At 45.7% G+C, this 13,206-nt stretch carries 11 protein-coding genes; 4 read left to right on the top strand and 7 right to left on the bottom strand.

The window, feature by feature from the left end; genetic code table 11:
* Both D1155_RS14325 and D1155_RS14320 read right to left on the bottom strand, forming a co-directional pair.
* Positions 1-1,080, bottom strand: coding sequence for a site-specific integrase (locus D1155_RS14325; RefSeq protein ID WP_160203102.1), 1,080 nt, complete (start codon positions 1,078-1,080; stop codon positions 1-3).
* On the bottom strand, positions 1,081-1,254 hold the full coding sequence (locus D1155_RS14320) for a LysR family transcriptional regulator (RefSeq protein ID WP_160203123.1): 174 nt from the start codon (positions 1,252-1,254) through the stop codon (positions 1,081-1,083).
* 17 nt (positions 1,255-1,271) lie between these two features.
* Here D1155_RS14320 and D1155_RS14315 point away from each other — a divergent pair, with 17 nt between their 5' ends.
* Positions 1,272-1,802, top strand: coding sequence for a helix-turn-helix transcriptional regulator (locus D1155_RS14315; protein WP_160203101.1), 531 nt, complete (start codon positions 1,272-1,274; stop codon positions 1,800-1,802).
* 228 nt (positions 1,803-2,030) lie between these two features.
* Here D1155_RS14315 and guaA read toward each other — a convergent pair whose 3' ends face one another.
* The 5 genes from guaA to D1155_RS14290 all read right to left on the bottom strand — a co-directional run bounded on the left by guaA (position 2,031) and on the right by D1155_RS14290 (position 9,821).
* The gene (gene guaA, locus D1155_RS14310) at positions 2,031-3,572 is read right to left on the bottom strand and encodes a glutamine-hydrolyzing GMP synthase (protein WP_160203100.1); all 1,542 of its coding nucleotides are present in this window, start codon (positions 3,570-3,572) and stop codon (positions 2,031-2,033) included.
* Positions 3,573-3,583: 11 nt separating this feature from the next.
* On the bottom strand, positions 3,584-5,092 hold the full coding sequence (locus D1155_RS14305; protein WP_160203099.1) for an IMP dehydrogenase: 1,509 nt from the start codon (positions 5,090-5,092) through the stop codon (positions 3,584-3,586).
* A 183-nt stretch (positions 5,093-5,275) separates the two neighbouring features.
* Positions 5,276-8,593 carry a DEAD/DEAH box helicase gene (locus tag D1155_RS14300; protein ID WP_160203098.1) on the bottom strand — a complete coding sequence of 1,106 codons (3,318 nt, stop codon included), beginning with the start codon at positions 8,591-8,593 and terminating at the stop codon, positions 5,276-5,278.
* A 22-nt stretch (positions 8,594-8,615) separates the two neighbouring features.
* Positions 8,616-9,158 (bottom strand): DUF4352 domain-containing protein, encoded by a 543-nt coding sequence (locus tag D1155_RS14295; RefSeq protein WP_160203097.1) that lies wholly within the window; start codon positions 9,156-9,158, stop codon positions 8,616-8,618.
* Between the two features lie 9 nt (positions 9,159-9,167).
* Complete coding sequence (locus tag D1155_RS14290) at positions 9,168-9,821, bottom strand: HAD family phosphatase (protein WP_160203096.1); 654 nt, start codon at positions 9,819-9,821, stop codon at positions 9,168-9,170.
* 833 nt (positions 9,822-10,654) lie between these two features.
* Between D1155_RS14290 and D1155_RS14285 the strand changes: the two genes are divergently transcribed.
* From D1155_RS14285 to D1155_RS14275, 3 genes are read left to right on the top strand one after another with little or no spacing between them, the layout of a single operon-like run.
* The gene (locus tag D1155_RS14285) at positions 10,655-11,518 is read left to right on the top strand and encodes a tetratricopeptide repeat protein (protein WP_160203095.1); all 864 of its coding nucleotides are present in this window, start codon (positions 10,655-10,657) and stop codon (positions 11,516-11,518) included.
* Positions 11,515-12,474, top strand: a complete 960-nt coding sequence (locus tag D1155_RS14280) for a DUF4037 domain-containing protein (protein WP_160203094.1) — start codon at positions 11,515-11,517, stop codon at positions 12,472-12,474. Before D1155_RS14285 ends, D1155_RS14280 begins: the two co-directional genes overlap by 4 nt.
* A gap of 23 nt (positions 12,475-12,497) precedes the next feature.
* Positions 12,498-13,115: a DUF4125 family protein gene (locus D1155_RS14275; RefSeq protein ID WP_160203093.1), complete on the top strand. Its 618-nt coding sequence runs from the start codon at positions 12,498-12,500 to the stop codon at positions 13,113-13,115.
* Positions 13,116-13,206: the final 91 nt, after the last annotated feature.

Below are 13,206 nucleotides of genomic sequence, written 5' to 3'. Positions count from 1 at the left end.
TTAAAAATCCCCCTTTCCTAAATCGTCAAGCCTGTCTGCCATTTCTGCCTGCTTTGACGGAAACAGATGTGCATAGCGGTAAGTGATTTCAATACTCTCATGCCCCACTCGGTCAGCAATCGCCACCGCCGAGAACCCCATGTCAATCAACAGACTGATGTGGCTATGCCGCAAATCGTGAATCCGTATGCGTTTTACGCCTGCAGCTTTTGCGCCCCTGTCCATCTCGTGATGGAGATAACTTTTTGTTACCGTGAAAATACGGTCTTTCTTCTTTAAACCGTACAGCATACCGATATATTCCTGCATCTCCTCACAGAGAAACTTTGGCATCTTGATTGTGCGGTTGCTCTTTTTTGTTTTCGGAGAGGTAATCACGTCCTCCCCATGCAGGCGTTGGTAGGATTTGTTAATCGTGACCGTTTCCTTATCAAAATTGAAATCAGCGGCGGTTAAAGCTAATAATTCTCCTTCTCGGATTCCGCACCAGTAAAGCATTTCAAAGGCGTAAAAGGAAACTGGCTTCTCCATCATTTCATCCGCAAACTTCTTATATTCCTCTTTCGTCCAGAACAGCATTTCTTTGTGTTCCTCGCTCCCCATATTGCCCGCCTTTGCCGCAGGATTGGAGCGGAGGTCGTAATAGCGTACCGCATGGTTAAATATTGCTGAAAGCTGGTTGTGAACTGTTTTCAGATACGTCTGCGAATAGGGATTGCGTTTTTCATCACGGTAGGCAAGCAGCTCATTCTGCCATGCAATAATTTCCTTTGTGCCAATCTCACTAATCTTCATCTTGCCGAAGTACGGAAGAATCTTCGTCCGAATGATATGCTCTTTTGTCAGCCAAGTGTTTTCTTTCAGTCGGTTCTTGACATCATTCGCATAAAGCTCTGTAAAGGCTTCAAAATCCATGTCAAGGTCAGCGCAATTTTGTAGCTGAAACTTGCGCTCCCACTCCTGCGCTTCACGTTTTGTAGCAAACCCACGCTTGCACTTCTGTTTCCTCTCCCCTTTCCAGTTTACATACCTTGCCATCACATACCATGTGCCGTTGCCCTCGTTCTTAAATACTGGCATTTACACTTCCCCCTTTCCTGCCCCGTAAAGCCTTTCTTGAAAATACTGGCGGTTTACTCTCCCCGCAATCGTGATAAATCCTTGCTCTTTCAACTCGTCATTTAATTTCTTGATGAGCTTATATGCGTAAGGATTTAATACAGAAAGCTCCTGCACCACCTCATCCCCACGAATAAAAAGAGTGAAACATTATGGCGATTGGCGAAAGAATACATTTTTTCCGCATCATGCGGGGCATGACACAGAAATATCTTGGTATGCTTGTCGGGTTTCCCGAACGGAGCGCAGACGTGCGTCTGGCACAGTACGAAACTGGCTCACGCAAGCCAAAGGCAGACTTGACGGCTGCACTGGCACAGGCTCTTGACGTTGCGCCGCAGGCTCTGGACATACCCGACATTGACAGCTACATCGGGCTTATGCACACCTTATTTGCCCTTGAAGACATTTACGGTCTTACCGTCAGTGAAACAGGCGGGGAAGCCTGCTTAAAGATTAACAAAGACAAAAGCAAGGATGCCGCCGAGTTACTACAAATGCTCTGCGCTTGGAAAGAACAGACGGACAAACTCTCTTTCGAGGAAATCAGCAGGGAAGAATACGACCAGTGGTGGTATAATTATCCAAAGTTTGACACCATGCAGCATTGGGCGAAAGTCCCCTCTAAGGAATTGAGCGATTCCCTAGTCGAAGTATTCAGGGACAAACTTAAAACCGATTGACAAACACGACAAAAACGCCCTTAGCCATGAGTTCCTACCCACAGCTAAGGGCGTTTCAAATATGGATTTATGCCAGCCGTCCAAACCGCTTACAAATCATTCCCCCACCAACAAACCACTTGACAGTAAGAATAATCGCACTCAAACGACTGTTATCAATTTGTTATCAAAAGACCTTTCCAAAGTCCGCAAACCCGCATAAACACTGGATTTACTAAGCATTTTTGTTTATTCGAACTCTATCGTCCCTGGCGGTTTTCCCGTACAGTCATAGAACACTCTGTTCACGTGATCCACTTCGTTGATAATCCTCGTAGTCACTTTTTCGATGACTTCCCAAGGCAGTTTTGCTGCCTCAGCGGTCATGAAGTCGCTGGTGGTAACAGCGCGAAGCGCCACCGCATAATCATATGTACGGAAGTCGCCCATGACACCGACGGAACGCATGTTGGTCAGGGCCGCAAAATACTGGTTGATTTCCTTATCAAGACCAGCAGCAGCAATCTCTTCTCTGTAAATCGCATCAGCGTCCTGCACCAACTTTACCTTTTCGGCAGTTACATCACCGACAATACGAATCCCAAGTCCCGGTCCCGGAAACGGCTGACGGAAGACCAGATACTCCGGAATGCCTAATTCCAGACCTGCACGGCGAACTTCATCCTTAAACAGCATGCGCAGCGGCTCGATGATTTCCTTGAAATCCACATAATCAGGCAGCCCTCCCACGTTATGATGGCTCTTGATTACCGCAGAATCGCCTAATCCCGATTCAATGATATCCGGATAAATGGTGCCCTGCACCAGGAAATCCACAGCACCGATTTTCTGCGCCTCTTCTTCAAAGACACGAATAAATTCTTCACCGATGATTTTTCTCTTTTCCTCCGGCTCGGTCACTCCTGCCAGCTTATCGTAAAAACGCTGCTGCGCATTGACTCTGATAAAATTCAGGTCATACGGACCTTCAGGACCGAATACAGCTTCTACTTCATCCCCTTCGTTTTTACGCAGAAGACCGTGATCCACAAAGACGCAGGTCAGTTGCTTTCCGATGGCCTTGGACATCATAACCGCCGCAACGGAAGAATCCACACCACCGGACAGAGCGCACAGCGCTTTTCCATTTCCCACTTTGGCACGGATTTCTGCGATAGTGTTTTCGACGAAAGCGTCCATCTTCCAGTCCCCTTTGCAGCCACACGGACCGTAAACGAAAGCAGACAATACCTCAGTTCCCTGTACCGAGTGGGTTACTTCCGGGTGGAACTGTACCGCATAGATTTTCGCCTCTGCGTTTTCCATCGCAGCCACCGGGCACACCGGCGTGCTTGCAGTCACCGCAAAACCTGCCGGCGCTTTAGCAATATAATCGGTATGACTCATCCACATGATAGTAGAGTCGTCTACATCACGGAGAATCCCGTCCTTATTTTCAATCGTAATTTCTGTCTTCCCATACTCGCTGACCGGCGCAGTTTCCACCTTGCCGTCGAGAGCCCAGGCAACCAGCTGTGCGCCATAGCAAATGCCCAGAATCGGAATGCCTGCGCTGAAAAGCGCTTTGTCATAATGAGGAGACTCCATATCGTATACGCTGTTAGGTCCTCCTGTCAAAATAATCCCTCTGGGATTTTTCGCCTTCAGCTCGTCCAAAGGCATTGTATAAGGGTGTACTTCGCAGTAAACCCCTGCTTCACGGACTCTGCGGGCAATCAGCTGATTGTACTGCCCGCCAAAGTCCAAAACAATAATCAGTTCTTTATTCATTTTGACAGCCTCTATCTAATCGCATTCTGAGAACTGTCACGCAGAATCACATCATGAGCGCCGCCCTCTACAATAGAAGTCGCAGATACCAGCGTCAGCTTCGCATTTTTCTGCAGATCTGGAATGGTCAGAACACCACAGTTGCACATGGTGGATTTTACTTTATTCAGAGACAGCGTCACGTTATCATGAAGCGGTCCTGCATAAGGCACGTAAGAGTCTACACCCTCTTCAAACTTCATTCTAGGATCGCCGCCCAGGTCGTATCTCTGCCAATTGCGGGCACGGTTGGAGCCTTCGCCCCAGTACTCCTTTACATAGTTGCCGTTGATATTCAGCTTGTTGGTCGGTGATTCGTCAAATCTGGCAAAGTATCTGCCCAGCATGATAAAGTCAGAACCCATAGCCAGCGCTAAAGTCATATGGTAATCATACACGATACCGCCGTCGGAGCAAATCGGCACGTATACACCGGTTTTCTCAAAGTATTCATCTCTTGCAGCAGCAACTTCGATTACTGCAGAAGCCTGTCCGCGGCCGATACCTTTCTGTTCTCTTGTGATACAAATGGAGCCGCCGCCAATACCGATTTTTACAAAGTCTGCACCAGCGTCTGCCAGGAAATTAAAACCATCGCGGTCAACAACGTTGCCAGCGCCGATTTTCACAGTGTCACCGTATTTTTCTCTGACCCATTTGATGGTGTCGAGCTGCCACTCGGAATAGCCTTCAGAAGAGTCGATACAAAGCACGTCCACTCCTGCATCGACCAGAGCCGGAATCCTTTCCTCGTAGTCACGGGTATTTACGCCGGCGCCCACTACATATCTTTTGTGAGCATCCAAAAGCTCATTCGGATTGGATTTGTGGTTGTCGTAATCCTTTCTGAATACGAAATGAGTCAGTCTCTGCTTATCGTCTATGACCGGCACTGCGTTCAGCTTGTTATCCCAAAGAATATCGTTAGCTTCGCTTAAAGTGCATCCGTCCTTGGCGTAAATCAGCTTCTCAAACGGTGTCATAAATTCGCTGATCTTGGTGTCGGTGGACATTCTGCTGACACGGTAGTCTCTGCTGGTTACCAGACCGACAATTTTTCCCTCTGCTGTACCGTCCTCGGTAATCGCAATGGTAGAATGACCAGTTCTTGCTTTCAGTTCCAGTACATCCTCCAAAGTCTGATCCGGTCTCAGGTTGGTATCGCTCTTTACAAAACCCGCCTTATAGGATTTTACTTTGCGAACCATCTCCGCCTGGCTAGCAATAGACTGAGAACCAAATATAAAAGAAATTCCACCTTCCTTAGCAAGTGCAACTGCCATCTTATCATCGGAAACGGCCTGCATGACTGCGGAAACCAGTGGAATATTTGCGGTAATTGAAGGTTCTTCACCTTTCTTAAATTTAACAATCGGGGTCTTCAAGCTAACATTTTCAACTCTGCATTCCTTGGAAGAATAGCCAGGTACCAAAAGGTACTCGTTGAAAGTTCTTGAAGGTTCATTGAAATAGTGTGCCATGTATGTTACTCCTCTCCTAAAATAATAAAATATGTTAAACAAATTACTTATAAATTAAACGGCTGAAAAAGTCTCCTGCCGTAAAGTGTTGCCAATAATTTTATACTATTTGGCGACCTTTTTCAAGGGCAAATTTGAACCTTTTCAGCCTTTTTTGATAAATATTTTTTTCACAAGGTTTTCTTAGTTGAGGAGATCCAGCAATTCTTCTCTGGTGAGCATCGCCCCACTCATATCGCCGCCTGAAAGAAGCTGTTCCGAAAGCTGTCTCTTTTTCTCCTGCATCTCCAAAATTTTTTCCTCTATGGTGTCCTTTGCAATGAGCTTATACACATTCACAACACGCTTCTGACCAATTCTGTGTGCCCGGTCGGTTGCCTGATCCTGCACCGCCAGATTCCACCACGGGTCAAAATGAATGACTACATCTGCGCCGGTCAGGTTTAACCCCGTTCCTCCTGCTTTCAGCGAAATTAGAAACACCTGGGTATAATCCTGATTAAAAGCATTTACCATCCGGGTTCTTTCCTCTTTTTTCGTTGCTCCAGTCAGCATATAATAGGAATGCCCCGACGCGGTCAGTTTTTGCATAAGCTGCGGGAACAGCGACGTAAATTGAGAAAACAATAAAACTTTATGTCCACCGGATACAGCATTTTCAATCAGTTCCATAGCAAGTTCCATCTTAGATGCACCGCCTTTATATCCTTCCAGAAAAAGTCCCGGATCACAGCAAATTTGGCGCAGTCTCGTCAGCTCTGCCAACACCTTTATCTTTGATGTGTTAAAGTCTTCGTCGCTTTGCTGCGTCAGCATAAGCTGCAGTTTCTTTACTTCCGCATCATAGAGTTCCTGCTGCTCACCTGTCAATCTGGTAAACGTATTCTTTTCAATTTTATCCGGCAAATCCCGAAGCACATCCGCCTTGAGCCTGCGAAGAACAAATGGTTGAACCATTTTCCTAAGCCGCTGCATCACAGCCTCATCACTGCTCTGCACAATTGGAATTTCCAATTCCTTGCGGAATCTCTCATATCCAAACAAAAATCCCGGCATCAGATAGTCAAAGATGCTCCATAGCTCGCTGAGGCGATTTTCGATTGGAGTGCCCGTCAGCGCCAAACGAAAAGACGCTCGAATCAATTTCACTGCCTTTGCGCTCTGCGTCCCGTGATTTTTTATGTACTGTGCCTCATCAATCACCTGACAGCCAAAGATCTTCTGTTCATACGCTGTGATATCCCTTCGCAAAAGTTCATAGGAAGTGATACAAACATCTCCATTTTCAATAGCAGCAATTTCGTTCTTTCTCTCGGCCGCATTTCCTGCGATGACTCGAACAGGAAGCGCCGGCGCAAATCGCTGCAGTTCACTTTCCCAGTTGTAAACAAGAGATGCAGGGCAAATAATCAGGTGAGGTCTTTGCCCCCGACCTTTATCCTCCCATTCAGACTGGAGATAGGTTATCACCTGCAGTGTTTTTCCAAGACCCATATCATCTGCCAGAATGCCGCCAAATCCATAACTGGACAAAGTTTTCATCCATAAAAAACCTCTTTTCTGGTATTCGCGCAGAACCGCACAAATTCCGGAAGGCAGTTCATAATCATTATCCTCTGTCGTACGCATATTACGAATCAACGCACGAAATTCCCTGTCTCTCTCAGCGGGAAGTGAAGATTTTTCTTTTAATGCCTGATCGAGGTACATCGCCCTGTATTTAGGGAGCAAAACTTTGTCTCCCAAAAGTTCCCTTGCCGACAAATGCAAACTTTCTTTCAATTCCGCCAGCATATCAATGCCCTCGTCATCGATATTGATAAAATCTCCATTTTTCAGGCGATGATATTTTTTCTTTTTATCGTAGCGACTCAAAATGTCCACAAGGTCTTCCCTTGACATATCCCCGCAAAGCAGCGATAAATCCAGCAGACTTCCAGATACAGACACTTGTACAGATACCTTTGGTGTCGGATGCACATTGATTTTTTTCAAAGCATCAGATATATAAACATCGCCCATCTCCCGCAGCTTATCAAGACCTTCTGTAAGAAGCGCAAAAATCAGTTCCTCGTCTCTCTCCACCGCAAGGCAATCCTTTTTTTCTGCTGCAGATTCAAAATATGGACGAATCAGCCTGAGCACCTCTGCCTCTTTTGCTAAATCTCTTCGGGTTAAATCTACAGATGGATCCAAAAGGTTATATTTTTCCATTCCATAAACACCTTTTGCCTGACAGGTAATCACATCCTTTATTGGTGCATCTAAATAAAATTCAAAGGCTGCCTCCTCGGCAGCATAATCGTTTGGCTCAAAGTTCTCGTACTGCACTTCCATCCAATCTTTTATCTTCGGCAGAAGCTGGCTGCAAAACGCAGGTAAATCCTCCTTCTTTACATAAACAGTCTTTCCCGACGCTGCAAAACTGCGAATCAGTTCCATCAGTTCTGCATTTTCCCTGTCCCTGTGCAAATAAATTACACCCTTCTTAAAGAAGATCAGATATTGACTGCTTTCGTAAACAGTTGGGCAATTTAAGTGCATTTCAACGCCGTTTTCCTGTCCCTCAATGGTTAAAGACAGGTCAGGTTTTCCCTGACAAACTTCCCAGTTTCTTGCACTGGCAGCAGGGATAAAAGCTTCAATGCTCCGCCCCAGCGTCGCTTCCAGAAGTTTCTCCAAAGAACTGCTTGTAAGTGCCATGTATCGCATTGCCGGTGCTGTATCATAATAGAAACTATAATAGCCCTTTGATTTCAGATAGCTTTTCTTATTTTCCCGCACCCAGTCCATTAGAAACACAACATAAGCCCGTGACTCCTCTTCAAAAGCCTCCAGTGTATGAATAAACGAGAGCTTTTTTCCGTAAGCATACTCTTCCTGCCTGTGCATACGCTCCACAAACTGAAAGATATCTCTTAAAACATATAGATGTTCACTTCCCACTTTAAATGAAACCTGCATATCTGCATTCTCAGACATTTCAAGGTAGGGCTGCAGCCGAATCTGCCCCTGTAGCTGCGGCTGCAGCGCAGGTGCCGTCCTTCTTGCAATCTCTTTTTCTATTAAAGCTTTGAATGTTGCCGTCGTATCTCTTTCCTTCGCTTGCCGACAGGCAGCATCCAGCCTGTTTTTAGATACCATTCCGGGATATTGCGGCTTCACAGCAGCTGCCTTATATCTTCCCTCCTGTTCCTGCTGATATTCCATATATTCAAGAAGCGCCGCCACACAGTGCTTGCAAATCCCACGATAGCTTTGAAAGGCCGGACAGTCACAATAAGTCGACTCAACTTCATCCCCTGCAGTATCATAAGTAATCTCAACGGTATAGGTGTTGCGTCCGCTTCCCTTAACCTTTGCAATGACATTTTCAAAATCCGAATCTATCATATCTGTCTCAACATGGTATTGCAAAACCTTGCTCTTCTGGTACAGCTCTATGCCCCTCCCGTAGGTTGAATTCCCCGCCATACCTTTAATATCACTGCGTCTTAGCATTTACACTTCCCTCTTGTAATTTCTACACAAACAAATCAAACCAGTTAGTATTTCCCATCTCCTCATCCCCGAAAAATTCGATGTAATCGACAATCAGTTCCTCTACTGACTCGTCCACCTCAAAGATCAGTTCTCCGGTTCTGTTTTCCCCGGCAGCCAGCATTTCCTGATCCGGGTACATGCTGTCATCAAAGCTGTCCATAGTATCTGTCAAACCGCTGTCCATATCCGGCGCTACATAGGCGACAAAATCATAATTGCCGATTTCATATTCCTCATCAGTTGTATTGGTCACAGAAATATCTACGATAACAAATTTCTTGCCATCTTTTGCTGTCTTTCCATAGATTTCCTTTTCGGTTCGAACATCTTTCACCGTCCATTCAAAGAAACTGTTGGACAAAGTGTCCCCTAGCAGCCCTGTCGTCAGACTCCCAACATAAAGTTCTGCCTCTTTTGCCTGCTCCAAAAGCGGTCCGTAGTTTTTTTCTTCTCCGCCGCATGCGGTCAATGCCAGCACCAGCGCCAAACATAAACTTATGACAATATACTTGCTCTTCTTCATTTCATTTCCTCACAAAATTTTCTTTAATTCTTCCAGCGCCTCCGTCAAAGAGGGCTTCAGCATCCATACTTTTTCTAAAATTTCTTCTGCAGGCTGCACCAAATCTGGAACCATAACCGTCCTAAGCCCCGCCTTGCTTGCAGATAAAATGCCTGCAGCTGCATCCTCAAAGGCTATCGCCTCTGCCGGCGCTACCCCTATAGCTGCACAGGCTTTGAGATAAATTTCCGGATCCGGCTTGCTGCGTCCCACCATATTACCCGAAATCAGTCCATCAAAATATGATTCAATCCCAGCCCTTTGTAAATTGCCGCGCGCATAGCCCTCCGATGAAGAAGTAGCAAGCCCCACAGCCAGTCCTTTTTCCTTTGCAAACTTTAGAACCTCCCGAGCGCCCTCTTTCATGGACATGCCTTCGAGGTCTACAATCTGTACAAAGTGCCGCGCCGCCCTTTCCTGAAACGCTTCAACAGGAAAGTCATCTCCGTAAATTTCTTCAAAATATACCGCCCGCCGCGCTCTGTTAAAACCCAGCGTGTTGTAAATCTGCTCCCCGATGCCTTCATAGCCCAGTTCACTGCCTGCCGCATTCCAGCTGCGCTGCACAATCCGCTCTGAGTCAAAGAGAAGCCCGTCCATATCAAAGACAAAACCTTTTATCATCAGTTCTCCTTACTATGTGTTATTCTGTTATATTTTATCAATTCCATTCCCTTGACATATCTGACTGTGGTATGGTATATTGTTATTAACAAGGATATGCCGTTTGTGGTAGAGCGGCTTAGTCCAAAAGCATTGTCTTAAACCGTCAAACAATCACGTTTGGCGGTTTTCTCTACTTGCGGCCTTTATACAAGGTCGCAAGGGCAATGAGTACTAACGTATACTGAAGCAAATCAGATATTGTTATGTAGTTCATCGCATCACCCCCTCTTTTGGAGAGTGACCAAACCGCCCAACGGCATTTCTATCTCTGGTATGTGAAGCTGTCTCCAGCTTACTACCTGTTTCTCATCTGTCATTTCATTATAACAAACGTGCGTTCTTTCGTCAATATAAGACTTCTTCCCCTTTGTCCGCAATGTTTCCTTATTTTTATCAATTCCTATTCTACAATAAACATAAAAAAATGAAAAAAGTGATTTAACCTAAATTGCGTAATTTCGAAAAAAGTGTATAAACGTTTTTGCAAGATATTAAACATAATCACAAAATATTGCATAATATGCAAGTTTTCATTGCAAAATCGGCTATAAAGTTCTGCCTTGATTCAAATTGAAGCGTCTTTCCTAAGTGTTTTTATACATTTTTTTCACGTTTTCTAATTCTCGGTTAAGATTTACACTTTCACTTATACATTTTTCCCTAAAAAAATTAATATAAGTTAAAACATCATTATATACTTGCAAAACCCTCCACCCCGCCTATCCAAATCTTCCGGTTTCACCTATGGAATTTTGTGGTATACTATTAGGTACAATGGAAAGGAGTTTCTTATGGATATAAATCAGTTTTTTACAAAGCTTGATGCACTCTTTGCAAACAAGGAAATGCAGCAGGCAGAAATATATATGAAAGAGAGTTTGCAGAGTGCAGAAAGCACTGGCGATTTCGGCTCCGCCATCGCAATCTGCAGTGAGCTTGGCGGCTACTATCGCATGCTATCCCGCTACAATGAGGGAATCCTTCTTTACGAAAAGGCCCTCGGCTATTTGAAACAGCTGGAACTTTCCGGTAGCGAACACCACGCCACCACCCTGATGAATTATGCCACCACCTGCACGCTGACCGGCGAAAAGGAAAAAGCACTTTCCTTTTACCAGGAAGCCGCCAGAATTTTTACCACAAAGGGTCTGACTGCAGACTACCGCATGGCGACTTTATACAACAACATCAGCTCTGTGTATCAGGATCTTGAAGACTTTGAAAATGCGGAAAAATACCTGCGTCTTGCACTTTCCGTTTTAGAAAATCTGACAGAAACCGAAGCCGAAGTTGCTATCACCTACACCAACTGGGCGCAGCTCTGTCTCGCCACAAAGCGTCTAAAAGATGCTGAAGAAAAAGTACAGCTGGCGCTTGCGTCCTTTGAAAAAGCCGGCGGTGACAGCGATGTCCACTATGCCGCAGCGGTCAATGTTCTTGGCGAAATCTGCTATGCAAAGGGCGAATTTGCAGCAGCAATCGATCAGTTCAAAAAAGCTATGGAGCTTATGGCAAGAGATTTCGGCGATGATAACGCAAGCTATGCCGTCCTCGCAGACAATACTGCCCGCTGTTACACGCAGCTAGGCGATACAGACCTTGCAAAATCCTTCGCAGACAAAGCCGCCGCCATTTACGAAAGGATTGGAAAATGAACGGACTAGAGCTATCAAGAAAGTATTACGAAACCTATGGAAAAGAAATGATTGAAAGTGTAGAGCCGTCCCTCTTTGAGCGGATTTCCGCAGGACTTTGCGGCGAAGGCTCCCAGTGCATGGGGTTCGACGATACGATTTCTCAGGATCACGACTTTGCGCCGGGATTTTGCATCTGGCTCACAGAAGAAGACTTTGCCCACTATGGACAAGCACTGCGGGAGGCTTATGAAAAGCTTCCCCACAGTTTCTGCGGCTTTTCAAGAGAAAATATCATCGCAGATGACAGACTGGGTGTGATGACAAACAGCAGCTTTTATCAGCGTTTTACTGGAAGTCCTACTGGTCCCGAGAACAATCTAGATTGGCTCATGACCCCGGAAGCACAGCTTGCTATCGCCACAAACGGTCAGCTTTTTCACAATAAGAACAGAGACTTTTCTATGGTGAGGGAGAGCCTTCTCGCTTTTTATCCAGAAGATGTTCGCCGCAAGAAAATTGCTGCTCGCGCCGCCATCATGTCGCAGGCAGGTCAATACAATCTTCTCCGCCTAATTAAGCGTCAGGATAAAGTGGCGGTAACCCTTGCCCTTGCCCGCTTTACAGAAGCGACTATCTCTATGGTGCATCTTTTGAACAAGCGGTATACACCATTTTATAAATGGGCATTTTTCAGCATGAAGACTTTGCCGAGGCTGGCAGACACTGTCGCACCGCTGCTTACAGCTCTTGCAGACATTCCTGCTCTGCTGAAAAAAGAGCCTACAGCAAAACTCCACGACACAGCCTTTAAGCTGACGGAAGAAATTTGCGCTGCAGTCGCAGCAGAGCTTCGCGCACAGGGACTTTCACAGGAAGAAGATAACTTCCTGCAGAGCCACCTTGCAAGTCTTATGGCAGGAATTAAGGACCCGCAGCTTGCCGCCATGCACCCCATGGCGGACTGCCCTAACTAATTATATAAGGAAGGAAATCTCACATGGAAAAAGATATCAAGCTCATCGAAGACATTATCGATTTAGAATGGAATATGTTTCAAAAGGTCGAAAACATCGGCGGCAGAGCAAGCTGTCAGGATGATTTTGAAACCTTTTATATCATGCGCCGCAGTCAGTACGAAAACTGGTCAGACGAAATGCTCACCCGCTACTATGCGTATGCCTGTTCCTGCGAAGCTGACGGCAGAAATCTGGTGACCGAGAAGTACGGTCGTATGATGGAATACACCGATCTACACTACTACAACAAGTACGTTGCATCCCATATGCCTTTCGTGCCAGTAAAAAATTACCGTCTAATCAACGAAATCGTGGAAACCATGATCCAATGGGAAAAGGATTTTGCAGAGCAGTATCCGAAACTTTCCGGCGCAGGAAGACCTATTACCGCAGACGGCGACAGCACTGGCTTTACCTCTCAGGAAACCTATGCGAGAGGCGAACTTGCAACCTACCCGACCGATCTTTTGGAACTTTACGCCGCCTATCTGAAAGAATTGAAATCCCAAGGCAAATCTCTTGCTATCATGATTCAAAACTCCATGGTGCACCTCTACGGCTACGCGACAATTGATGAGGCTGAGGAAAGCCTACGATAATAAATTTTAAAATTGGTCAATTGCCAAGGTGAATTCCAGTTTGCCTAAGTAAATGTCAGGTACGCAAGAGTGGAGGATGTAAAAAGCTATG

It is taken from the genome of Anaerotruncus sp. 80 (assembly GCF_009936115.1).
In the GTDB taxonomy this organism is placed as follows: domain Bacteria; phylum Bacillota; class Clostridia; order Peptostreptococcales; family Anaerovoracaceae; genus Senimuribacter; species Senimuribacter intestinalis.
This window is presented reverse-complemented; position numbering and strand designations above follow the sequence as displayed.

Bases quoted from the DNA above. Each gene is read 5' to 3' on its own strand.
- D1155_RS14325 (WP_160203102.1), bottom strand. From the start codon at position 1,080: ATGCCAGTATTTAAGAACGAGGGCAACGGCACATGGTATGTGATGGCA.
- D1155_RS14315 (WP_160203101.1), top strand. From the start codon at position 1,272: ATGGCGATTGGCGAAAGAATACATTTTTTCCGCATCATGCGGGGCATG.
- guaA (WP_160203100.1), bottom strand. From the start codon at position 3,572: ATGAATAAAGAACTGATTATTGTTTTGGACTTTGGCGGGCAGTACAAT.
- D1155_RS14305 (WP_160203099.1), bottom strand. From the start codon at position 5,092: ATGGCACACTATTTCAATGAACCTTCAAGAACTTTCAACGAGTACCTT.
- D1155_RS14300 (WP_160203098.1), bottom strand. From the start codon at position 8,593: ATGCTAAGACGCAGTGATATTAAAGGTATGGCGGGGAATTCAACCTAC.
- D1155_RS14295 (WP_160203097.1), bottom strand. From the start codon at position 9,158: ATGAAGAAGAGCAAGTATATTGTCATAAGTTTATGTTTGGCGCTGGTG.
- D1155_RS14290 (WP_160203096.1), bottom strand. From the start codon at position 9,821: ATGATAAAAGGTTTTGTCTTTGATATGGACGGGCTTCTCTTTGACTCA.
- D1155_RS14285 (WP_160203095.1), top strand. From the start codon at position 10,655: ATGGATATAAATCAGTTTTTTACAAAGCTTGATGCACTCTTTGCAAAC.
- D1155_RS14280 (WP_160203094.1), top strand. From the start codon at position 11,515: ATGAACGGACTAGAGCTATCAAGAAAGTATTACGAAACCTATGGAAAA.
- D1155_RS14275 (WP_160203093.1), top strand. From the start codon at position 12,498: ATGGAAAAAGATATCAAGCTCATCGAAGACATTATCGATTTAGAATGG.